Annotated in this window: 21 protein-coding genes; 15 read left to right on the forward strand and 6 right to left on the reverse strand. The window is 40.7% G+C overall.

The window, feature by feature from the left end; all coding sequences use genetic code 11:
* Positions 1 to 6: 6 nt before the first annotated feature.
* Complete coding sequence (locus AC1EK4_RS08435; RefSeq protein ID WP_480357832.1) at positions 7 to 1,983, forward strand: portal protein; 1,977 nt, start codon at positions 7 to 9, stop codon at positions 1,981 to 1,983.
* Positions 1,984 to 2,109: 126 nt separating this feature from the next.
* Here the strand turns inward: AC1EK4_RS08435 and AC1EK4_RS08440 are convergent, their stop codons facing one another.
* Genes AC1EK4_RS08440 through AC1EK4_RS08455 form a run of 4 tightly spaced genes read right to left on the reverse strand, consistent with a single transcriptional unit; the run spans position 2,110 to position 5,463 of the window.
* A complete protein-coding gene (locus AC1EK4_RS08440; RefSeq protein WP_480357834.1) occupies positions 2,110 to 2,442 on the reverse strand; it encodes a hypothetical protein in 333 nt (110 codons plus the stop codon).
* A gap of 26 nt (positions 2,443 to 2,468) precedes the next feature.
* Complete coding sequence (locus AC1EK4_RS08445) at positions 2,469 to 4,562, reverse strand: terminase large subunit (protein WP_480357837.1); 2,094 nt, start codon at positions 4,560 to 4,562, stop codon at positions 2,469 to 2,471.
* Entirely contained in the window at positions 4,547 to 5,083 is a 537-nt protein-coding gene (locus tag AC1EK4_RS08450; protein ID WP_480357838.1) for a rhomboid family intramembrane serine protease, read from the reverse strand. Before AC1EK4_RS08450 ends, AC1EK4_RS08445 begins: the two co-directional genes overlap by 16 nt.
* The gene (locus tag AC1EK4_RS08455) at positions 5,023 to 5,463 is read right to left on the reverse strand and encodes a hypothetical protein (protein WP_480357840.1); all 441 of its coding nucleotides are present in this window, start codon (positions 5,461 to 5,463) and stop codon (positions 5,023 to 5,025) included. The genes AC1EK4_RS08450 and AC1EK4_RS08455 overlap by 61 nt, the downstream gene beginning before the upstream one ends.
* A 166-nt stretch (positions 5,464 to 5,629) precedes the next feature.
* On the opposite strand from AC1EK4_RS08455, the gene AC1EK4_RS08460 reads away from it, so the two are divergent.
* The 14 genes from AC1EK4_RS08460 (at position 5,630) to AC1EK4_RS08525 (ending at position 21,350) form a co-directional block, all read left to right on the forward strand.
* Positions 5,630 to 6,367 (forward strand): hypothetical protein, encoded by a 738-nt coding sequence (locus tag AC1EK4_RS08460; RefSeq protein ID WP_480357843.1) that lies wholly within the window; start codon positions 5,630 to 5,632, stop codon positions 6,365 to 6,367.
* 40 nt (positions 6,368 to 6,407) lie between these two features.
* Positions 6,408 to 7,859, forward strand: coding sequence for an SU10 major capsid protein (locus tag AC1EK4_RS08465; protein ID WP_480357845.1), 1,452 nt, complete (start codon positions 6,408 to 6,410; stop codon positions 7,857 to 7,859).
* A 66-nt stretch (positions 7,860 to 7,925) separates the two neighbouring features.
* A complete protein-coding gene (locus AC1EK4_RS08470; protein ID WP_480357846.1) occupies positions 7,926 to 8,333 on the forward strand; it encodes a hypothetical protein in 408 nt (135 codons plus the stop codon).
* Between the two features lie 14 nt (positions 8,334 to 8,347).
* Positions 8,348 to 8,986: a hypothetical protein gene (locus AC1EK4_RS08475; protein WP_480357848.1), complete on the forward strand. Its 639-nt coding sequence runs from the start codon at positions 8,348 to 8,350 to the stop codon at positions 8,984 to 8,986.
* Positions 8,983 to 17,073, forward strand: a complete 8,091-nt coding sequence (locus AC1EK4_RS08480; protein WP_480357850.1) for a hypothetical protein — start codon at positions 8,983 to 8,985, stop codon at positions 17,071 to 17,073. Before AC1EK4_RS08475 ends, AC1EK4_RS08480 begins: the two co-directional genes overlap by 4 nt.
* Before the next feature lie 113 nt (positions 17,074 to 17,186).
* Entirely contained in the window at positions 17,187 to 17,684 is a 498-nt protein-coding gene (locus tag AC1EK4_RS08485) for a hypothetical protein (protein ID WP_480357851.1), read from the forward strand.
* Positions 17,681 to 18,151, forward strand: a complete 471-nt coding sequence (locus tag AC1EK4_RS08490; RefSeq protein ID WP_480357852.1) for a hypothetical protein — start codon at positions 17,681 to 17,683, stop codon at positions 18,149 to 18,151. The genes AC1EK4_RS08485 and AC1EK4_RS08490 overlap by 4 nt, the downstream gene beginning before the upstream one ends.
* 161 nt (positions 18,152 to 18,312) lie before the next feature.
* Positions 18,313 to 18,564 carry a MerR family transcriptional regulator gene (locus tag AC1EK4_RS08495; protein WP_480357853.1) on the forward strand — a complete coding sequence of 84 codons (252 nt, stop codon included), beginning with the start codon at positions 18,313 to 18,315 and terminating at the stop codon, positions 18,562 to 18,564.
* The gene (locus AC1EK4_RS08500) at positions 18,554 to 18,796 is read left to right on the forward strand and encodes a LysR family transcriptional regulator (RefSeq protein ID WP_480357855.1); all 243 of its coding nucleotides are present in this window, start codon (positions 18,554 to 18,556) and stop codon (positions 18,794 to 18,796) included. Before AC1EK4_RS08495 ends, AC1EK4_RS08500 begins: the two co-directional genes overlap by 11 nt.
* Positions 18,783 to 19,226, forward strand: a complete 444-nt coding sequence (locus tag AC1EK4_RS08505; protein ID WP_480357856.1) for an N-acetylmuramoyl-L-alanine amidase — start codon at positions 18,783 to 18,785, stop codon at positions 19,224 to 19,226. Before AC1EK4_RS08500 ends, AC1EK4_RS08505 begins: the two co-directional genes overlap by 14 nt.
* A 10-nt stretch (positions 19,227 to 19,236) precedes the next feature.
* Complete coding sequence (locus AC1EK4_RS08510; RefSeq protein ID WP_480357859.1) at positions 19,237 to 19,812, forward strand: DUF6808 domain-containing protein; 576 nt, start codon at positions 19,237 to 19,239, stop codon at positions 19,810 to 19,812.
* A 1-nt stretch (position 19,813) separates the two neighbouring features.
* Entirely contained in the window at positions 19,814 to 20,266 is a 453-nt protein-coding gene (locus AC1EK4_RS08515; protein WP_480357860.1) for a hypothetical protein, read from the forward strand.
* A gap of 20 nt (positions 20,267 to 20,286) precedes the next feature.
* The gene (locus AC1EK4_RS08520; protein ID WP_480357862.1) at positions 20,287 to 20,799 is read left to right on the forward strand and encodes a hypothetical protein; all 513 of its coding nucleotides are present in this window, start codon (positions 20,287 to 20,289) and stop codon (positions 20,797 to 20,799) included.
* A gap of 11 nt (positions 20,800 to 20,810) precedes the next feature.
* Positions 20,811 to 21,350, forward strand: a complete 540-nt coding sequence (locus tag AC1EK4_RS08525; protein WP_480357863.1) for a hypothetical protein — start codon at positions 20,811 to 20,813, stop codon at positions 21,348 to 21,350.
* A gap of 81 nt (positions 21,351 to 21,431) precedes the next feature.
* Here AC1EK4_RS08525 and AC1EK4_RS08530 read toward each other — a convergent pair whose 3' ends face one another.
* Together AC1EK4_RS08530 and AC1EK4_RS08535 are read right to left on the reverse strand one after the other, a co-directional pair.
* A complete protein-coding gene (locus AC1EK4_RS08530; protein ID WP_480357866.1) occupies positions 21,432 to 24,176 on the reverse strand; it encodes a hypothetical protein in 2,745 nt (914 codons plus the stop codon).
* Position 24,177: 1 nt separating this feature from the next.
* On the reverse strand, positions 24,178 to 24,579 hold the full coding sequence (locus AC1EK4_RS08535) for a hypothetical protein (RefSeq protein WP_480357868.1): 402 nt from the start codon (positions 24,577 to 24,579) through the stop codon (positions 24,178 to 24,180).
* Positions 24,580 to 24,585: the final 6 nt, after the last annotated feature.

Below are 24,585 nucleotides of genomic sequence, written 5' to 3' on the forward strand. Positions count from 1 at the left end.
GAAGATATGCATACAGTTACAAAGAAAAACGAAAAATTACTACCGATGAGCCAGATTGCACCAAAGGCAGATAGAGAAGAAATGGATACAGTTTCTTTTCGTTCGCATAACTTTGGCAGTCGCAGGGCTTTTGATATTCTTATGGAAGCGCAGCATTACTGGAACCAAATGGAGCAATTCCGAAAGGATAGACAACGTAACAAGCGTTATACATACGGAAGCCAATGGGACGATATGATATGTGTAGATGGTAAATCTATGACAGAGGAAGAATATATCAAGCAGCAAGGTAATGTTCCTCTAAAAAACAATCTTATTCGTAGGCTTGTGCGTAATGTGTTGGGGGTTTACCGTTCCCAGTCGAAAGAGCCGACTTGCACCGCACGGGACAGAGACGAACAGAAACTGGGAGAAACAATGTCTACTATTTTACAATGCAATATGCAGCTTAATCGAATGAGTGAAGTCTTTGCACGTACTATGGAAGAGTTTCTTATATCAGGCTTTATTGTACATCGTAAGAGTTATGGCTGGCGCAATGGTAAGGAAGATTGTTGGACGGACTATGTTCAGCCAAACAATTTCTTCATAGATAACAACATGAGAGATTTCAGAGGTTGGGATGTTAGTTGTTTAGGAGAGGTTCACGATGTGAGCTTTGGACAATTGTGTGAGCAGTTTGCCGAGTCTACAGAAGACTATCAAAAGCTAAAAGAGATTTATAAATGGGCTGCACGCAAAGAATTTCTTGCCAATTATGCAGAACGTTTTGGTTACAGTAGGCTTAATAATTACGATTTCCTCTTTACAAGTGAGCCTGGTCGATGCAGAGTAATCGAAGTATGGCGCAAAGAACAAAAGCCTCGCTACCGGTGTCATGATTATCAAAATGGCGATATATACAAGATTGAGGAAGAAGATTTTGAAAAAGAGGTTACTTTGGTCAATGCACAGCGTATGCAAATGGCTGAGGCTACAGGGATGCCACCAGAAGAAGTACCACTTGTCAAAGCTACTTGGTTTATGGACGATTATTGGTATTTCTACTACCTTTCTCCATTCGGTGATATTCTGAAAGAGGGAGAAACTCCTTTTGAACATGGTAGCCATCCGTACGTGTTCAAGGCATATCCATTTATTGATGGAGAGATACATTCGTTTGTGGCAGATGTGATAGACCAGCAGCGATACACAAACCGTCTTATCACTCTTTACGACTGGATTATGCGTGCCAGTGCCAAAGGTGTATTGCTTATGCCTGAGGATAGTTTACCTGATGGAGTAAGCATGGAGGATATTGCAGAGAGTTGGGCAGAGTTCAATGGTGTTATTGTCTTCAAGCCATCAAAAAGCGGTCAAATCCCCCATCAGGTAGCTAATAACTCTACAAATATAGGTATAACTGAACTACTTAATTTGCAGCTCAAATTCTTCGAGGATATTTCAGGTGTTAATGGAGCATTACAGGGTAAACCTGGGTATGCTGGCACAAGTGCAGCCAAGTACAACCAAGAAACGCAAAACGCTACAATGTCTCTTCTTGACATGTTGGAATGTTTCTCGTATTTCGTTGTCGATGGTGCTTACAAAGACGTGAAGAATATTCAACAGTTCTATGATGGCAAGCGAGTATTCAACATTGCCGGTAAGACAGGCGCACAAATTGAATACGACCCAAAGAAGATTAGAGACGTTGAGTTTGATTTGTCGATAACAGAAAGCACAACAACTCCTGCTTATCGTCAGCTTGCAAATGATGTATTGATGCAGCTATGGCAAGCAAATGCCATCAGCGTGGAACAGTTACTTGAACATGGTAACTTCCCATTTGCGGACGAATTGTTGCAGAGCATACAATCGCAGAAAGAACAGTTGCAACAGGGACAGACACCGCAGGGCGTTTCTCCTGAAATCATGCAACAGGCGCAGCAAGGAGCGAATATGCAAGCTGTAAACCAATTACACCAAGCAATCGCATCATAACAGTGAAAGGCGTAAGATTTATTCCTACGCCTTTTATATTATTTACCATTATTATTCTTCCCCTTTCGGATATTCTCTAATGCCAGTGCATCATTCGTAAGTGTAGCAACACCATCAATGCCTTGCTTACTCTTTGTGCTGTATCTTCCCATCATACCATGTGTAATACTGTCGTTTCTTAAACTCAATGACTAAAGTAGATAACTCCGCCGAGCCGTCCTTATACGGTGTAGCATAGAAGTACTCCCTTTCAAGGTCGGCAACAAAAGCCTTGTTGTTGATATAGCCCTTATGCTTCAGCTTGCGAAAATTGAACCTATCCATAATTAGGAGTGCTTTTTTATTTCCTAATGATGGCATTACATAGTAACGCTCACCTGTCTTTGCGTGAGCCTCATCAGCTTTCTTAACCGCTTCACGATAACGCAGATAGGCTTTGAATTTCTTAAATACATTCATAGTTTAACAATTTTGATAAATGAAACTTATATGGTGGCAGCAGATACTGCTTTTTTTTTCTTTGGCATTATTCTATTGACACGCAGAACAATTGTTGGTATAGGCATTTCGTAGAAACAAATATGTAAACCAATAGCACGTGTCATTAATAAGTCGTCATGCTTACCTATGATAGCTCCAAATGCACCGTTCTGTTTCTTCTCATATACCACATATTCATCTAAGCAACGCTCATCACGTTCTATGTATAGATGTTCACGCACTACCTTGATAAGCGTTGATATAATCATTGGCTTGGTGGATACATTTGTATGGAAGCCGTATTTGCGAGGAATACCCTCTCGTATCTCATCTTCCGTCTGCTTGCGTGCATAGAGGTTAGGATAAACGTCTTTAATCTGATTGAGGATGAAGTGAGACAAATCACCATCAACAGAACGCTCCTTGTCGTGCGTTTCAAGCGTGTTGCTCTCGATTACCAACAGGGAGTTGTCATAGAACGCAGCTATCTGTGCAGCTTTCCATGCAAGTATATCCATATCAATATGTCCATACCACTGCGCTACTACTTGCGGTCTACCACCGTCCATCATGAAAAGGCGGTCGATTACCAATATTACAGACCAGTCTGCTTTTTTAGAACGTCCACCAATATCAACAATAGTAACGTATCTATTGGTTACAATTTCCTTATCGTCTATTTCAGGCAAATCCCATACCCACAGAAGCCCTTGTGCGTCTTCTGTAAAGCGCAGGTTCTTCAAAGCATTCTTACCTTCATCTTCATCAGCATAAACATCACCAATTAGCTTAGGAGGTTTACATGAAGCTCGGAAAGTATCAACCTTATACTTATCGAATACACGTTCACCTGAATGAACAAAAGCCTCAACATCATCAGATGGATATTCAGAAGCCATTGGTGCGTGTTCGTTGTACTTCGCACGTTCTTGTACATACCAATTGATAGCTTCCAATGTTGCACCCTTCTCCCATAGCCACCAAAGATACCTACCACATTCCGCACGTGCAGAAGATGGTGTTGCGTTGTTTTTATTTTTCCAAAGCCATATAGCGAAGTCTGCTTTTTCATCATCATTATCAAATGGCAAAGAATACTGTTCAATATCAAACCAAGATACAAACATAGCTTCAAACTGTGAAGTTCCACGCTTTGCTGCATCGTATTCACGTTGGAAGAAGTTTCCCGTACCATTAGCCGTACTCTCATAGACAATCATCGTATAGGGCTTTAACAAAATACCCGAACAGGCAGAACGCACAATATCTTCAGGTTTTTTTCCGTCAGTAGTCTTCCATAGTCCAACCTCGGACAAATGCACAAGGTTGTAATCTCCACCACGACAAGAGTCTGGGCGTTCAGCAGTACCAATCTTTATCTTACAATTACGTTGTGGTACACGATGGATAGAGCCTGAATGCCCTACCCCTACCAACTTCGACTCGTTCTCGTTGTATATTTCTCCCAGTTTGTAGAGCATAGAAATAGGATAAGCCTTAATCATACGGTCGAACATATCCTTGATTTCATCAGAACCTGCACCCTGATGGGCAATAATAAGTGAGTTGAGTCCGACTTTGTGAACGAGCTGTAACCATGCCATATACAACTGTGAGGTTGTAGAACCACCCCACTGTCGAGCCTTTAACAATACTATTCGTATAGGCTTGCTAGCTTTGCGCAGTGCTTCAAGTCGTTCTACAAACTTTCTCTGTGGACGTGTCAAGCGAAAGAGAACATCTTCTCCCCCACCCTTGTTCTTAATATACACGTACATTGCTGCCCAGAATGCGAAGTCATATCTGCATCTTAGGCGCACGAATTGTTCAATAACCTTTAGACGGTCTTCCTCGCTATATGCTACCTCCAGTTCAATAGTTAGAAACTTTTCGATGCTTCCGCATTTCATCAGTAATTTAACCAATGGAATATTAAGCATTTCGACAGGAAGGTATTGTGTCTCTAAAGGAAAATCATCAATATGTACTTCCGTACGTTTCCCTATAGAGCCAATACCACTGATAGGGTCGAACTTCTGATAGACCTCGGCATTGCGCTTGTTGTTTTCCTTTAATATGTTTACTACTTCTTTCTGCATATTGTTATAGGATAGTTAAGAAGTGAAAACACGACCCCACACAAATAACAATACAGATGTAACCAAGCATTAGTATTGGGGAAGAAGAAACCAACAATAAGATAAAACAGCATCCACGACTGGTAGTAAAGCTTCTTTCTTACTTCAAAGGAGATAGAACCAAATAGAAAAAATACAACACCTGACATACCTACCGTTGGCAAAGGTGGAAATGATATAAAGGATGACAAAGTATCAATAGGAAAACTTACAGATACAATATACGCTACGAATACCCTCGTAAGTTTTATGTCATAGACAAACATCAGGCATATAAAACACCAAGCATTAAGTGAGGCATGCACCACACTGGCATGAAAAAAAGGATAGAGTAATCTCCCTACCCACGAGCCTCCTGCATAGATACCAATAGAGTACCAATTAGAGAAACCTATCAAAGAAAGTACAATAACAGCAAATGCTAAAAGCAATGACGTAGCCTTTTCTTTCTTTCTTCGAAACGTCTTTTCTTTTCCTTGCATATCATTACTCCTATACTTTCTGCTGTAAGATAAAACTTCGGAGCAGGTTGTTCTACAACAATCTCACAACATTTTTTTATTGTCCAATTAGGGTGCAGTTTTCGCAAAGTCTTAACTCGTCTGAATATCTCTTGAAACATTTCTCTTTTAGACGGTAACATATTTTTAAGCTGGCTTCCCTTAAACATTGCATACATCATCTTGCTTGCCCATATACTTGACACCCAAAAACGTGGTGCAGGCATATTAGCTATATGTTTACAAATATAAGATGTGTCGATGTATTCGCATGATGAAATATATTCATCATAGATGCGCATTATACTTTCGATGCGCTCTTGAGAATACTCCATTAAAGAACCTCGTTTCTTCATATTCATATTACCTGCGTTCCAAAGTTACTAATAAAAACAATAATACTTATACCTAAAACTAATAATTTACAATGTATATTTGCAGTAAAACAATCATCAAAATATAAAATTTTAAAAGATTATGGCTGATAGTACAACAGTTAGAAGTAATCGAGACAAGTTTTCGGAAAGGATGAAAAATAAATATCCTGACCGGCAATTTGATGATGATGAGACTTTATTTGGTCAAATCAATGACGATTACGATAATTATGACAAAGAGGCAGCAGGGTATCAGGAAAGAGAAAAGGCTTTTTCCGACCTATTTACGAGCGACCCTCGTAGTGCAGCTTTCCTTACCAATTGGCGTAAGGGTGGTAATCCTGCCATTGAATTGGTACGTATGTTTGGAGAAGACTTTGTAGAGGAGCTTCAAGACCCTGCAAAGCAAGAAGAAGTTGCAAAGGCAAGTCAAGAATATGCTGAGCGAGTTGCTAAGGAGAAAGACTTTGATGAACAATATCAAAAAAACATCTCCGAAACTTACGATACCATTACTGCAATTCAAGAAGAGAAAGGCTGGAGCGATGAAGAGGTAGACCAAATTATGGAGTTCCTTGTAAACATTATGAAAGATGGTATCCTCGGCAAATTTTCACGTGAGAGTATAGAAATGGCATCAAAAGCTATTAACCATGATGCCAACGTTGAAGAAGCTGCACACGAGGGCGAGGTAAGAGGACGAAACGCAAAGATTGACGAGAAGTTGAAAAAGTCCTCACGTAATGATGGTACTGCCAATCTCAATGGAAAGAATGGAGGCGGAAAGGCACAGAAGCCACTTCCAGACCTTGGAGCTATTGGACGGTACGATGGCAATCAAACTATTTGGGAACGAGGAGGTGAGAAACGAAAAGCCTATAACCGATAACAAATATCACTCATATATAAATTTCATAATAACAAAAGCAATGAAAACATTACGAAAAAGTTCAAGTTTTCTTTATCGCATTATGCTGACGGTGTTGGCATTTGTGACGGGTGCATCAAATGGTGTGCTTATGGCTGATGCCTCTGCACTCCCAGATGCAGGAAAGACCAGCGCAGGAGCAGAGGGAGATGGAAGTAAACAGACCACCGCAGGTATTGCTACCGAAACACAGGGACGCACAGACGGTGATGGCAACTTCTACATGAGCGATGTAGACCAACGCATCGTTAAAATTCGACCAATGGCTACCCCTGTAGACCAGATTAGCCGTTATGCCAAATCAAGTTCATGCGACTCATTTGATGTTAAGTACTACTCCGTTGGAACACGAGAGATTAAGTGTACTACAACGAAGCAGGTAGATGCTATGAGTAGCGGTGCAAGTACCTCTTTGCCTGTAAGCGATACCAATATGTTCACTCTTGACGATACTATCCGTGTTGTAGGAGTTAAGGGTATTACTGACCCCAATACAGGAAAGGCTTACGAGGGTAGTAACATTCCAGACCTTGTGTTGTGTGTATGTGGTAAGGATGCATCAACTAATCTACCTACAGTCTATGCCGTAAATGGCGCAATGGACTCTACAAGTAAGCAGCCTATCTTTGTACCACAGATTAAGAGCGGTGCAACCCTTGTAAGAATGGGTAAAGCATGTGGAGAATTAGATGTTCAGACAGGTCGTTTCAACAATATTCCTATGCCTGAGACGCAGTACTGTCAAAACTTTATGATACAGGTAGAGCAGTCTACCTTCGATAAGATTGCTGCAAAGGAGGTAAACTGGAACTTCTCTGACCTTGAAGAGGACGGTGTCTATGATATGCGCCTTGCAATGGAAAACACCTATCTTTTTGGTGTAAAGAATGTTATCAAGCACATTGCCAAAGAGGGTATGAATACATGGTTCACTGGTGGTATCTGGTGGATGGCTGGTAAAGACATCGAAGTTGGCGAGTGGGATAAAGAAAAGAAGTGTGCAGTAATTCCGGACGAGAACCTTGTAGATATTACTAAAGATTTATTTGTCGGCACAGGTATTGGTAATAAGCGTAAGATTTTGTTCTGTGGTTCTGATATGCTTTCCGCATTCTCTAAGATTAAGAGCGATAAGTTCCGTTTGAAAGATACTGTCGAAGTATGGAACTTGAAGTTTAAGTCTTGGGATACAGACTTCGGAGAAGTACTAACTATTCATCATGAGTTGTTTGATGTGAACGGCATGAGTGATTGCGGCTTTGCCATGGACCCTGAATACCTTTCTAAGAAGACACACGTTTCTTGGGCGCGTAATGTCCTTGACTTGAAGACCGCAGGTATCCGTAACACCGATGCAGTAGTTATTCAGGAAGTGAGCTGCTTATACTTGCGCTATGCTAAGGCACACGCACGAATGAAACTTGCACAAGCACCAACTAATAAGGAGAACTAACAAAGACAACATTACAAAAGGGGTGGGATAATTAGCATCCCATCCCTTTTCTTAATTATAACAGATATGATAAAGCATTATAGTTCGGACTCAAATATTGCGGTAAACGTAGTTCTGAGTAGTGGCAAAAGTACGCACATAGCCTTTGTCCCATTATCAAGTGGTGGTAGTACTTTTTCAACCAATATCGAGGATATTCAAAAAGCCCTCGAAAATCATTACCGATTTAACTCTCTCTTCAAACTTGACAGAGCAGAAGACGAGAACGCACCAAAGACTACACCTCAACAAGAAACAAGTACGGCAGAGGCGACAATATCATCAAATGGTCTTCGTAAGATTACTGTACACGATGAGGGAGAAGCAAAAGACTACTTAGCTGATGTGTTAGGTGTTAGTCGAACCAAACTCCGCTCCTCAAAAGCCATCGTGGATGCAGCAACTGCAAACGGCATTGAGTTCGATGGATTGTAATAGAGGTTATAGGTATGAAAGTTTATCGTCTTGAAGAAATAGCAAAAGATGTCCGTATTGCCATAGACCAAAATATGTCAAGTGAAACACTTAGTGATTTTGGAGACGTGGACACTCTATCCTTAAACGATATTATCAGGTCAAAGGTTACAGATGCCGTAAAAAGGATACATAGCACTGCACCAGCATACCTACTTGATGGAGGTAACAACTTTGGTGATGCTATCTATTGGAAAGAGCTTGAAAGCGGTTGGTGTCTACTTCCTGAAGACTTTATGCGCCTTGTAGTATTCCAGATGGACGATTGGGAAAGACCTGTTTACCACGCTATCAGTGAAGATGATGAGGAATATGCGAAGCAAAGCAGTCGTTTCAAGGGTATACGTGGTACTGCACAAAAGCCTGTTTGTGCCATTGCCATACGTCCCGAAGGAAGAGTGCTTGAGTTCTATTCCTGCAAGAGTACAGATGCTATGGTTAGTAGAGCCGTTTATCTTCCATATCCTAAAATTGATGATGATGGTGGAGTACAGATTTGCGAACGCTGCTATCAAGCGGTAATATATACTATAGCATCATTAGTATTAACAACATACGGCAATGCAGACCAAAGTAAGGCTTTGTCGGAACTGGCTAAATCAGCATTAATATGAGTTCAATAAAAACAAGACAGATAGACGGTGATGTATCCGTTGGGCGCAATGTCTCTATTGGTGGTAACACAACTATTCAAGGAAATGGTCATATAAAAGGCGGTTTCAAGGTAGATGGTTGGCTTGAAGCCAAAAATATAAAGGGTGCGAACAAGGGTATATTTACCACTGTTGAGAAATTACGTGAAGCCTATCCATTGCCACATGATGGTTGGTGGGCTATTGTAGGGCGCTCGCTCCCCAGTCCTATTTACGTTGCAGACGGTGGAGCATGGGTAGCTACTGGAGAAAGTGGTGGTAATCCTACAGTAGATAGTGAGCAGTACAATAATAACATTGCAGAGCTACAAGCAGATATAAAAGGTGCAAAGAGCGCCATTAGCGAAAACTCCAATAAGATAAAAGCACTTGAAGTACAAAGTACTACACAAGGGGATAGTGTAAATCAAACTCGTGAAGCAGTTGTGAAAGCACAACAGACTGCTGACGAAGCAAAGAGAACAGCCGATGGATTAACACAGCAGAAAGCCCAACCTGATGGCATAGCTCCATTGGACAGCGAGGGCAAAATTCCTGCATCGCACCTACCGAGCTATGTTGATGATGTTATAGAGTTTGATAGCACTGTAAGTGGAATTACTGCACAACAGCAATCTTCTGCTAAACGTTCTACTGATGCTAACTGCAAAGTAGTGTACGACAGAGATAACAATGTATTCGTCTTAGCCGTTACATCGGAAGAAGAAACACATTCAACTACTTATTATTGTAACTGGATTGATAGTGAGATATTTGGAGCTGTATCAATTAATGGCCGTATTCCTGTAAGTGGGAAAGTATATATTGACAATTCTGATAATATCACTTACCGTTGGAGTGGGACTAAATTAGCTCCCATTGGCTCAGACCTTGCACTCGGACATACAAGTGGCACTGCATTTCCGGGTAACGAGGGAAAGCAGCTGCAAGATGATATGACCGATGTCAAGAAGCGTGTTTCTACGTTGGAGAGCAGTAATTCTAATACGGCAACGCAGATTAAGGCACGTGGCGTTATCAATGTTAATAAGCTATTAGGTCAAGAGAATGGCGATATGACTTTCTCTGTAGCTCTATCAAAGATTGATGAGCTGCCAAATAAAGCTGATTATCAGATAGCAGGTATTGTCCTTACTTTCAATACTCCTAATAATGGGTGGCAATCAAAACAATGGGTGAACACCGAGGCGTGGAACAAAGAGGGAAACTGGAAAGATTTTGGTACAAATGGTAGTAACATTGGAAACATTCTCAATGTAAACACTATATGCCCAGATGTTGAATACACATTAAGTACAGCTATTAAAGCCGTTCAGGACTTAGAAGAACAAAGTGGATTTAAGTATTTTAAGAACGGTGTAGTACTAACATTCAAGACTGCTGACAATGATAGCAACGGTGCTCCTGTGTGGGCGACATTCCAATTTACTCGTGAGGTTCCTGACATTAACCCTGCCGACACAAAGCCATGGGTAGCATTTGGTGGTGGAGGAACAACAAAGGTAGAAGTATCTGACACCCCTGAGCAAAAAGGAGAAAAGGCTTTTTCAACAGGTGGAGCTTATGCTAAGATACCAACAAACATCAAACTCAACACAGAGACCGAAGGTGTTGTGAAATTGCAGCTTGTCAATGAAGCCGATGAGGGTGTAGGAGATGAGCAACAGTTTACTGTTGGTACAAGTGGAAACACAGGTGGAACAACCATTGCCATAGCTTTTAAGGAAAATCCATTGTATGGAAAGGCTGGTGGTTCATTTATCTGCCATGCTGCTATTATGAGTGTTACTAAGGCTGGAAGCCAAGAGACAAGTAATAGTATTGTTTCCGTAGTATTCGTAGACCGAACTACGAAAAAGACCGTTGCAGCATTTGATACAAAGAAGCCATCTTCTGCAACATTAGAAGACTACAGTTTTGATTTTGACCTGAGCGAGTTATACAAATCTGCCGGACAAGGGAGTTTACAGATGCAGGTCGTTGATGACGGAGGGAATACAGCAAGCAAGAACCTCTCCGTTGTATCTGTCGATGTTACTTGTGTCAGTGCGCAGACACTCAACTACACGAAAGATACCAGTCTTGAAGTCGGTGGTAAGCCTAAAAACATTCTCATGTTTTCATACCCCAACAACAGTAGTGATAAGGGTATCAAGACTACTATTGAGATTTATCGTGATGGCTCTTGGAAAACACTTGCCACTCCTACAATTACCGATACATACTCGCATACTGTGAATATTGACCCTACAGGATTATCTCATGGAGCATACCCTATCCGCATACAGGGACAAGATGTCGCATCAGGGGTAAAGGGTAATGTTCTGCATACTGCCGTTATGGTAATTCAACAGGACAGCAGCCTCGGAGACTATGACAAGCCTATTGTCGTAGCACGGTGGAGTGATAATAGTGATGGTAAAAAGAAACTCTACTCTACCGTCAACTTTGATGTTGCAGTATATCAACGTAGCACTTCACGCCCCGAAGCAACTGTAACACTTACAAATGCAGCAGGAGGGAAAGTAGAAACTGTTACAAAGCAGATAATGGCTCGTGAATCAACTTTCACTATCAGCAAGCGATTAGTTAGCTATGCTGAAAATAACCAGCTAACATTTGGTGTTATGTGTGGAGCAAGCTCTTTGGTTGAACCTTATAAAATTACTATCAGCGGTACACTATTACCTATCAGCGAAACAGAGGGTGCTTTGTTTAAGATAAATATGTCTGAGAGAAGTAATGCCGACAGTGATAAGACTATTACAACACAGACAACTGATGGGCAAAAGATTGATATTGCGGTAAAAGGTTCTAACTATTCAACCAACGGCTTTGTCAAGGATAGTTTCGGTACAAGTAGCTATGGCACTACAGATGATAACGGACGCATGGCATTGCGCATTGCAGAAGATGTAACAGCAGTATGCAGCTATCATCCATTTGCTTCTAACAGTATAGAAACAAACGGTATGGCACTTTCGTTTACAGTTATGACGAAAAACGTTGCAGATAACCACACACATATTATTAAGTGTATGGGAGAGAAACTTGGCTTCATACTCACTGGAGAAGAACTTATCTTTGCTACAAACGGTTCTCTTACAGATGTTGCAACAACGGCAATTGTACCATACGTTAATAATAAGGTAACACGCTTTGATATTGTAATTGAACCATCAGCCATTGCGCCATATAGTGGTATTGGTGTAATTAAAATATTCCGTAATGGAGATGAGGCTGGTGCTGTAGCCTATACAGCCGGAGAACTTTCAAACCATGATACACCTATCAGTTTTGATGGGCATAAAGCAGATTTATATCTATATGATATAACAGCTTGGAACACATACTATAACTTTATTCAAGCATGTAATAACTATATTGTAGGGCTTACAGATACGGAGGCAATGCTTAACGAATACGAAGAGAATGATGTTCTTGCGAGTGTTACAGCAGAAGGGACTACAAAAGATAGGCCAACCATGCAAAAGTGTCTTGATGCAGGACTTATGGTGTGTGCTATATGTAAGAACCCAGACACAGTGGATATAGCAGCCAATTACCCTGACTATCTTGAAGCTAAGGACGGCGACAAGAAGACAAAACAGATTGTAGATTGGTATTGTTATTTCCCTGACCGACCTTGGCAGGACTGTAAGACTATCGGTATCTCGCAGAACAATCAGGGAACTACATCTTCTTGGAGACCTATCAAGAACAAGAAAGGTAAGATGAAGAAAGCCATTGTCACCTTATTGCATACACGAGAAGAAATTGCAGCAATGTTCCCTGGCAATTCCGAAGCTCTTGCAAAGTATGATAAGTGTGTGAAGATGGCAGCTAAGAACCGCATACAAGTTGTGGAGGGTGGAAACTTTACTAACATCATCTGTATTAAGGTGGACTATTCTGATAGTTGTGGTGCTCACAATGGTGCCATGATGGAACTAATGAACGATACGCAGATAGCTTTGGGAAAGGATTATATGACCCCATCTCAGATTTACAATGAGGGGGAATATGAAATCCACACAAGTATAGATAGCGTACCTTGTGCATTATTTCGTACTGATAGCAAGATGAACCATAACGATGCCGAAAACCCGACCAAAGCTTATTTCCACGCAAAAGCCAACTTCAATGCTGATAAAGGCGATGCAAAGTTCTTTGGCTTCGAAGGGGTAAATGGATATAATAAGAAGTGCCTCAACTATGGTGACTTTACAGAATTGGTTGCAGCAAAGGGACAAGAGTTGCTAAACTTTAAGAGTTCAATCCTTGTAAATACGCAGCAACTTATAGCAGGAAATATCTATGTTCTTAGTGAGTATTGTGGCGATAAGCATATTGTGATTGAGAATGATGGTAAGGGTGCTATGCGAGAGGTACAGGCTGTAGAAAAGCCTGTTGCAGTCGACAAAACGCTTGCAGAAGTTCTTACAGATGATGTTAAGAACTACACTTGGCAGAACGTGTACAAGACCAGTGATGACCACTATGTACAGTATCAAGGTGGCAACTGGATAGACACTACCGGCAGAATGATTTTTAACAAGGCTACTAAGAAGTGGAGCATTACAGGTCGTGTTGTAAATCCAGTAGAATGTTTTGAATACTTGAAATACGACAGTCTCTGCTGGTTGCAAGGGGTAAATAGTGTAGATGACATGATGCAGATAGACCCCGCAACATCTTTCCCTGTATGGATGAGCTATTATGAAAGTCGTTATCCTGATGATGATAATCTCAATGCATTATACGAGCAGGGCAAGAAAGCACCTTACAATCTGTATAAGTGGCTTAATTTTGCACAACAATGTAATCATCATCTTACAGAAGATGATGGAAATATTATGCTTAGTGGTGTTTCGGTTAGTGGTACGAAAGAAAATCGTTTGAAGAAGTGGCAACAAGAGGTACATAAGTATGCTAACCCATATAGTATTAACTGCTACACTATTGCATCAGACTATAAGGCAGCCGTAGACCAACGCAGTAAGAATATGATGATAGCCTTCTATCTGGAGCCAGATGGAACAATACGAGCCTACTTCAACCATTGGTATGATGGAGACTGTGTAGATGGAAGCGATAATGATTGTGGATTAACTATACCTTGGGATATGGATGCAACTACATCGCACCTGTATCAAGGTTGGGACAGTGTTATGTTTGTTCAAACCTATAATGCTGCTAACTTATGGGTAGATGACAACGGCACATCAACAACCAGCCTACATGATGTGGCTGATGCAATGCGAAAGGCAGAGCGCAACAACCGCAAAGTTTTCTCCGCTGATGGCTGTTACCATTACTGGATAACAAAGAGACTAAGCAAATGGGCAAAGGTTACAAGTTCATTTGATGGAGAACGTAAGTACATTCAGGGTTCTACCTCTGCTGCTAATTATTTTTACGCATTGCATGGGTTGAGACTTGAAGACTTACCCGATTATCAGCGTAAGCGTTTTAAGTTGCGTGATGGCTTCTATAAAGTTGGCGACCTTTATGCAGCACCTTTCAAGGCTCGTATGATGGGAGCTATCAGTATTAAGATTACGGCTGCTCAGGACGGCTTCTTCGGACTGGGAGAAGACCGTGCAGATACAGTAACAGATAGTTGCTATTTGAAAGCTGGTGAGAGCTATACCTTACGTTCTAATGATGCTCAAGAAAGTGGCAAGATGATTTATGTCTTTGGCGCTGATAAACTTGGAGTACTTGATATTTCAGCTTGCACACCTAAGCAGGAAGCGTTCGATATCAGTACTTGCACACTATTGGAAGAATTGATTGTTGGCGGAGAAAACTATACACCTGCCTACACAACAGGAGTTCTGACTTATCTTAATCTTCCTGCAATGCCATTCTTACAGAAGATTGACATACAACATACCAAGGTACTTAGTGTTCGAGCAGAAAACTGCCCACGCCTGAAGACAGTCCTTGCGAAAGGAAGTACCCTTAAAGCATTCACGCCAGCAGAGGCTTGTCCTTTGGAGGTTGCAGAGTTTCCTGCGAGCATGACGGATATTGTATTTGTCAATATGCCAAATGTAACATATCCTAACGGGGGCTTAACATACGAGGGACTAAGCAAGGTAAGCACAATTAAGATAAGTGGTTGTGCCAATATAGACCCAATACAGGTACTTGAAGATGTTATTGGAGCAGGTGCAACAATCAGCACAGTGTCTATTCAGAACATAGAATGTACTAAAAAAGATACGGCACTAACTGCGATGAAGGCAATGGGTACACGTGGTATTGGTTCTGAACAGAAGACACTTTGCGATGGTCTCAGTGGCGTTTGGACTCTTAATAAGTATATTGAAGAAGAAGTCCTTGCATCTTTACAGGGGTATTATCCGAACTTAACTATTCATCAGTCGCAATACACCATGATTGTATTTGATGACACTATTGATGACCCTGCAAACATTTCCAATCTTGACAACAACACTGGTAAGCAGTTCAATAACGAGTTTGTTGCAAGTGCTCACGTTGCCAAGATACGCAAGAACTTAATCCCTGTCAAAGGAAAGTTGAATACTGAACGAGGTGTTTGGGAAGGTGTGAAGATTTCGGAAGAGAACTATCACAACCTTGCAAATGGAGAAGAGTTTGACTATACGGATAAGGCAGCTGGTGGATATGATGTTATGATGCGTTGCCCAGCACTGTGGTATAAAGGCATCAATGACTTCAAGAACCAAAAGAAGTATGTTGCATGGAGTAGCCTTGAAGACAAGCCAATGTCAAGTGCCAAGAAGACTACACGCAAAACGTTGAGTGATATTCTTCTAAAAGCCAACACTGGTGTTATGCCGGAGACTATTACGGAGAACGAAAGCACTCTTGAAAGCGCAGGAGTTCTTGCAGATGTTTCAAACATTGACACCTACAAGATTGATGTAGAGGGCATGAAGCAAGTGAGATACCCAGGTATGAACAACTCTACTGTTGGCGCATGCTTTGTAAATGCAGATGGCTTGATTATCTCCAAATACAAAATGGCTATTGGTAATACGCTATTTGATTTTGTAGATGGGGACTATATCTTTATAGATGTACCACATGGCGCAAAGAGTTTTATATTCTCTTCTCGCAATACCAACGCAGAATTAGAAGCGATAGCCGTAGACAGTTCGGAGGTAGAAGCCATTGAGCCCGATTGGGTACGCAGCGAAGAATGGCTTGGTGGTGTTTATCATGCATCGGTAGACAGCTTGTTACGCTTACGTTCTGTTTCAGGTGCTCCAGTACGCACAGGAGACGAAAATCACAACACATCTTCTGAATGGCAGTATGACGAGAATGGAGAACCGACAAACATGCCTGTAGGTACAATTCACTATACTAAAAAGGACTTTCAGAATATAGCACATAGGAGAGGAAAGGGTTACCAGCTATTTGACTACGAAATGTCTAAGTTGATGGCAATATTTTGGTTCTCCCTCAACGGCACACGTGATGCGCAGCTTGTATGTGGTGACGGATGTCGTTCAGGAGGTACTACTGGTTATCGTGATGATATTGGTAATACTGACAGTAAGCGTGTCGACAACAACAACGACGGTAACAAGTGCCTTGGCTTTGAGAATTTCTTCGGTTGTACGTGGGAGGTTATGGACTACGTTGCCATAAACGTTCCAACGTATGAGCAGTTTATGAAAGACAAGTGTGTACCTGTCGATACATATCCGCTTGATACTGTATGGCATATCTACGACCCATTGACAAAGACAGAACGCACCGTACAGGGGTTAAATATAACTACCTACTGTATCGCACGTACAAAACATGGCAGATATTGTGACGTCATTGCGTCTAAATGTAGTTCAGACAACAGCAGGTGGGCTTCTAACTATACTGATGGACATTGGCATAATAATAGTAGAGGCCGTGTGGTTGGTCGCTCGGCCAGCCATGATTATGGGTATGGCGGTCTCGTCTATGCGAGCTCGGATTTCGCATCATCGAATGCGGGCTCGGGTTGCGGTTCTCGGCTTGCCTTCAGAGGAAAAATAGAGGTAAGCGAATAAAGCGAAAAAGCGCAGAGCGTCGGCGGGCAAAATCCGCCACGCCTTGTGTTTTGAAAGAAGCAATCGGGTGACAGCAACAAGTTTAAGTACAAAATCACAAAAAAGGAATTGTTATGAACACAGAATTTTTCAAAGTATTTGGGATAAAGGAAAGACATGATGAGTTGTTGAAGTTGAGTGAAGACCATTATGTCTTATTTTGGGGATTTGTCAAAAACGAAGAGAGCAAAGAGACCGGCTACTGTTGGCGTAAAGACTATAACCATAAGCCAACAGAAACAGAGTTAAAGGGAGACCTCGTAACATTCATAAATTCTCTCATTGATGCAAAAATCCTCAGTGGTTTCACTTATGAAGGTAATATGGTGTGGCTCTCTACAGAGAATCAGTTCAACTACAAGGCTGCTTTCGACCTATGTATGATGAGTGACGGGAAGAACCTGCCGGTGACATTCAAGTTTGGTAAGGAGTTGGAGCCCAAGTATATAACGTTCAGAACCAAAGAGGCATTGACGGACTTCTATACAAAAGCTATGGCATTTGTACAGAATACTCTTGCAGCCGGATGGAAGGAGAAAGACAGTATTGATGTAAAAACATTGGGGTTATGATGACATTACTGATTCTATCTGTGCTATTGTCGCTCCCTGTGACTCTGTTAGCGATACACAAAGCCGGTGAGCTGCCTGACAGTGTGAGTAGCTTCAGCTACTATATAGGATATGCGCGTTTCTCGCTGTGGATAGCAACACTATCCATACTACTGTTGTTTCCAACACTGACAGTCTTACCGGAAAAGCTGTCGTTTATTGGGGGATTGATGAGTGCCGGACTATTGATGGTGGCAGCTTCGCCATATTATCGTACAGAAGGGAAGTTTATTCATTATCTTGGTGGGTACTTGTTTGGCGTAACTAGCCAAGTGGTAGTGTGTATTGTTTATCCTTACACTATTGCAGCATGGCTACTGTTTCCTTTGGTTTTCATTAAGAGAAGCTGGAGAGAAAACGCGACCTTTATCAGTGAGGCTATATGTGTCTGTACACTGCTGGCAAGTGTTGCCGTGATGCTGTATTAAAGGATAAACTGAACGATAAGAGATATAGATATATCTTTGCAAAAAAACATAATCATGGAGAAAGTAATAGAATGGTTGAGACAGAGCAATCGCTGGAAGCATCTATTAGGAGGAATTCTGATAGGCTTAGGTATACGAACATTAGTATTAGTTTATAAACGATGAGCAACTCTATTAAGAACACATTGATAGGTGTATTTTTGACCGTAGCTATCGCATTCTTCGGAGCTTGGGTTCAAATAAATTCACGCATTTCTATATTGGAAGTTCAGGTAAATGATGACCATGTAATGTTTCAGCGACAGACAGATAAATATGAAACAAACATGAAAGAGCTGATGAACAAAGTAAATGACATTCAAAACAAGGTAACAGAGCTTGGTGCAAAGCAGGAGGTTAAAAATGATCTTTAGGGAATGGAAATATAGGTGGAAAGCTAAGACTCCATCTTTCTTTAAGAAAATAATCAAAATAAGTTTGGCTATCAGCGCAACAGCGTTAGCCATTCATACGGCACTTGTATCAGGTGGGGCGATAGAACCTTACTGGTGGTCTACAATATATCCGTACTTGATAGGCGTGCCAGCAGGTGCAGCTGCTCTTGCCAAATTTACAATGGAAGATAAAAGTGATGAGAACAATTAAATTTATAGCAATACATTGTACAGCAAGCCATCAGACAGAAACCATTGATGGTTTGCGTAAGGAATTTAAGCGTAAAGGGTGGAAGAACCCAGGCTACCATTATGTGGTAGCTGCCGATGGTAAGGTAACACAGATGCTTCTTGATGAGAAAATAAGCAATGGCGTTAAAGGCTTCAATTCTATGAGTATCAATGTAGCCTATATCGGTGGTATTGATAGCAACGGAAAGCCTATTGACAATCGAAGTGCAGAGCAAAAGAAGTCTTTGCGCATCTTACTGAAGATGTTGCATACGAAATATCCAAACGCTATCATTCAAGGGCATAGGGACTTTTCGCCAGACTTGAATAAAGATGGCAAGATAACGTCAAACGAGTGGATGAAGTCTTGTCCATGCTTCAACGCAAAAGAAGAGTATTCTAATCTATAAACTTATCATTATGGAAAAGAAAAATACTTTTACAAAAGCATTAGCATCTATAGGATGTTTGCTTATAGGTATGGTTGCTATCTATTATTTCCTGCACCGGTATTACAAGTTACCTCCACCGAAATTGAACGAGGTAACAGATACTATCCATTTTCAAGATACTATACCGTACTATTTGCCTGTACCAAAAGACAGTACCGTACTTAGGTATGATACCGTAACACTCCCTGTTAGCAGCGAAAATACATATTCTGATGAAAAATATATGCTAAATAATACAACTTCTGACGGAAATTATATAATGCCGACTGACAGTTGTATCAAAAGTACTCCTGACAGCGTAAAAGTAGTGATACCAATCACACAAAAGGTTTACGAGGACAGCACATATAAAGTATGGGTAAGTGGCTACAATCCAAAGGTAGATAGCATCTTTGTGTACAACAAAACGGACGTTGTTAATCATTATTTCAAAAGCAAAGAGAAGCGTTGGGGATTGGGGGTACAGGTAGGCTATGGTATTGGTAAAAACAGCCTACAACCATATATTGGTATAGGCATTAACTATAATATCGTAAAATGGTAACATGAAAAGGATTGAATTTCAAATAGCTAAGGGCGAGGTTTATAATGAAGTTGCAAAGACAACCTCTTATACTGGTGCCAAGATGGAAAATGACGAAGACGCTTACAACCGTATCTTCACGACCGACGAAGATAAAGCAATACTTGAACGCTTTTGGAATGAGAGCAAGAATATGGTTGCAGGTAGTTTGAAAAAGGTACTGGGTGCAGAACAAGAGGCAAGCGACTTATACACATTGGAATTGGAGTTATCTAATTCTTTCGATGAAAACCTGAAAGAGAGTATGCAGCGCAGCCTATTCAGCTTCTTTGTTATGAATATCACAAGTAAGTGGTATACATTCACGAACAAGAAAGAAGCGGAAAGTTATGCGACTTCTGCTGCAACCGACATGGAAGATATACTGCGTAAGGCTTATTTTAAGAAGAAGCCGATACGTCCAACATACGAATAGTTCATCTAATTATAAATGATATGGCAGAAAACAAGAAGAACCTCGTTATAACGGAAGAGGTTAAAGAGCTTATCTATGACATTCAGAACAAAGCCTATCTAACAGGACAGGCACGTGAGGCTGAAGGCAAGAAGACTTATGAGGCTGCATCGAATATGCAAGCAAGTGATGATGACGAAAACAGTTATCAAGTACGCCGTTCACTTGCTAACGCTTTCTCGTCTCTCAAAAGTCTGCTTGGCGAGTATCTGTATGAAGATAAGACCACAAGCAACAACCGTATGCAAAGTGAGATTGACAATAGCGGACAGCTTACTCTTACATTTAGACTACCATCTAACTACAACAATGCATCAGCAGACAGCTTAGGCAATGGCATACATTCATATTTGGTTGATATGGCACTTGCAGACTGGTTTGCCATAACCAACAAGGAAGACGCAGAAACGTATGCAAGCCACTCAAAGGTTAGTCTGGAGAATGTAAAGCGTGCTTTGTACAAGCGCAGCCGTCCTACACGTCCTACCTACTAATCTTCTGTAATATGGGATATTGCCAAAATCAGAACACAGCTGAAAAAAGTACCAAATTGGTAACGCTTACATTCAAACGTGCTGAGTTGTTGTATGATGCGAGTAACTACTCTTTCGTTGAGGCAGATATTATGCCACAAGATGAGGAACACGCAAAGCATCAGGTATTTGATATTGCCCAAGACAGTAATGTAGACCGTGTTACACGAGTCCTAAATTTAGCCCATTCTGAATGTGTTGAGTTGCTATTTCCATATGCAAAGGAAGATATACCAGATACAGAACAGACGCTTAATGATGTTCTCGTAGAACCTGATGAGTACAAGATATGTCTATCTTTACCGTCTACATTCTCTATGACCACTGTTAAGATGTTAGAGCATTTGATACATGAGTTTTTGGTTTGTAGAGTTCTTGCAGACTGGATGAGCATCACGCTTCCTGCGAGTACTGGACACTGGATAGATAAAGTGGACGAACTGAAAACAAAGATACGAACATCACTTGTGTCAAGAACTGGAAAGATAAGGCGAAAACTAAAGCCGTGGTAAAAAGCAAAGGCAGAGTTACATCACGTAGCCCTGCCTTTTTCCATGAATAACAATCTTAACCTTAGTAAAAACTAACTTAAACTATCGTGGTTGGTTGTTCAGTCGTGGAGTGAACTGCACCGAACATCCAGTAATACCTTCATCTTCTGCAAGCCCTGTAAGTAATACTATACGCAAGTACTTATACGGTGTGCCTCTAAACCCACGCAAGTAATGGTCTACAGAAGACCATACAGGAATCCAATTATACAAATCATTAGAAGCAAACAATACCGATTTTACGTGTCCTTTATGGAATACGCCACGTTGTATAATGGTATCGACAGACTTGTGTATATCGAATGCGTCAAGTTTTATAGGTCGAGATATAACAATATTTTTATATATATCATCAGCCTCATCAGAGAAGTTTACAAGATTACCATTATCTAGTACTGCCAGTGCATCAGGGTAAGCATTTACGCTATCTGCTATGTTTGACTGCATCATCCCCCACCCTTTTGACTTCAACGACCATATATAAGCATAGTTGCATCGGAGCTGATTTGTTTCAGCGTCTTTGCTATCATTATACACAATGATACGTTGATGTTCATAGTCGTATATCATACGGCAGTCCTTGACGAACTCCATAAATAGAAGAAACTGCAAAGTGTCTTTGGTTTGTCCTGCAAAATCTAAAACTTTATCTATCTTTGGTAAGTTCAGCACAGACACCGAATTATCCCCATTAAGAATATCGGATATACACATAGATTGGGAACCTTGTAGCATCATAATTCCTCTATCTGTGGCAAACAATACGGCATAATCAATCTGGGTAATGGATTTTGCATTTATACATACATCACGAGTAATGGGTTGTCGTGCTGTATATGTTCCTGTCTTTGATATTTCCAAAGCCCATACCCCCTCGGTTGTGAATGCGTAAAGAGGGAACTGTCCGAACTGTCCCTCGCTGAGAGCCTTAACCGCTGAACAAATTCCGATAATGTTGCCAGTACCAACAGTATTGATACCTAATACCGGATAATAGAAAGGGTTGTCTATCTCGGAGGTGTAAATCTTGTTAAGTATATCTACCGTTCGCTCTGTATCAGAAGAAACCGTAGAAACATCAGAAGCAATTTTATTTAAATCTCCCCATCCCCCAAAATAGAATGCTCCATTCAAGAAAGAATGAGGTTCAAGCGGAACTTCATAATAAGTACCAACAGAGTCATATATATATATAATTGATTTATAGGCATTTACATTTGGATAATAAAGAAACAATACAGGATTATTAAGTCCTAATACTCCCGCATCACCTCTGACTATAATATCTTTACCACCTTGTTTAATATAGACATACACTGCTACTGCAATCTTCCTGTCTAGTCCTGTAGCAGACATATCGCTCCAAGCCCTCACATACCCATCAGTAAAAGTCATCATTGCTCCTGCATTGAACCCCTTAAATAACATCTTTCTAAGATTTGCGATATTTACACGTGAATTATAGCTGAACGCGTACTTTGGTATTAACTTGTCGTGGCTATCATAATCATCAGTCATGACTTCACGATTGACAAGCGACTGTAAAAAATCTTCTTCTATATTTATTATTGTACGCGTAGTAGCCAGTTGTTCTATCTTGATACTTTCAAGGAAGTAAAAGTTAGCACAATTCCGAATATCCTCTTTTACAGTAGCTGTTGATTTGCGTGGAAGTCCGAGAATACCTCCAAGGCGTTTCTCAAGATTATCTTTATCAAAGGTCATTTGATAGAGATAGCCCATATCTTTCTTTTGATAACGTACTGGATATGTAGTTGTGTCGGCAGCTTGATTGATATGCTTACAAATGGAATATCCCCATGCCTCATCACCGTACTCGTCATAGTTATAGAATTTATCGCACTCTCCGTTTTGGTCGTAGGTATAAATAGGTTTAGACACAAATATGTCTACTGACTTAACTATATCTGCCCAGTTTTTAAGCAAACTCAATTCTCTTTCATTGATAACTGCATAGTCGAGTTTGTGTAACATACCTATGATACGAACATCGGCAGCCGTGTCTTTTCTATATATACGCTCCCACGTCACAATGGGCGCGCAACTAGTTGAGCAAACCATTAGTATAGGTGCAGAATGCCTGATGAGGCTACCATCATACAGCCTATATGCATACCTCAAAAGGAATGGGTATAGAAATTTACCTTTGTTTGTAGCCTTATCAGCTATAAACTTGTTTACTTTAGCAAGAACCTGTGAAGATACTTTTTTCTTGTTTTCGTCTGAAAACTCATAATAGCTTTCGTATGTTTTCTTCCCATCTTTACTTAACTTGTCCTCATAGTCTATTTCATCAAACTCAATTGTGAACTCATCAGTTCGCTCCATTTCCCCTTGTAACCCAAAAGATAAAGATAACTCAGGAATATCATTACCAAGGAATAGATACCCTGCTTGTTCTCCTTTCCACAGAAAGTATAACATGCCAATATCTGTAAGGGCTATAAGCGTATTACCAACACCAACAACTTGATGCAATTCTTTTGTGCCTAAAGCATACAAATCTGCGAACTCCTTACCATTAGAAGTCCATACCAGCTTTTTACTGTGGGTATCATGTATGATATAATGCTTGTAGGTTGAGGACTTATGTATATAGACGATACGCATATTTGCCTGTAACTCCATGACCGTCTTTGGAGGCAACACTGGTTTCAATGCACCGTCTTCAGGCACAAGATTAAGCAAAAAAGCAGCATCACCATCAGGACACAAGTTATCTGGTGGGACGGTTGTAAGTCCGTTATACTTAATTTCCTTTATCATATTACTTGCTTGGTTTATCTAGTTGGTAAAATAGCTTTCCATTTGTTTCTTTTACCGATACAGACAGTTTGTAGCTGTGCTGGGCAGACAGTCCGTAGTCGTAAAGAATACGCCCAACAGAGGGATTGAGCGTTTCAAATCCTATACACTTGTATTTACCGTTATACTGAATGTCGCATAGTTGTGTCGGTTTGTCTATGTCAGGATTGAGCATGAAGCCAAATAAACGAGTATCAGACACACGAAATACAAACACTGTGGCTTTTTCGGCCACACCCGAATTGTTACGAATGTGGCAGAAAAGATGCTTTGATAATGTTACAGAGTTGTCGGCAGGGTCAAGTATAACGAATAGACGTAAAGACCTATACCAGTTCTGTATTTTATTGAAGATTGTTACCATAACGCA

Source organism: Prevotella sp. C0026C3, assembly GCF_056590795.1.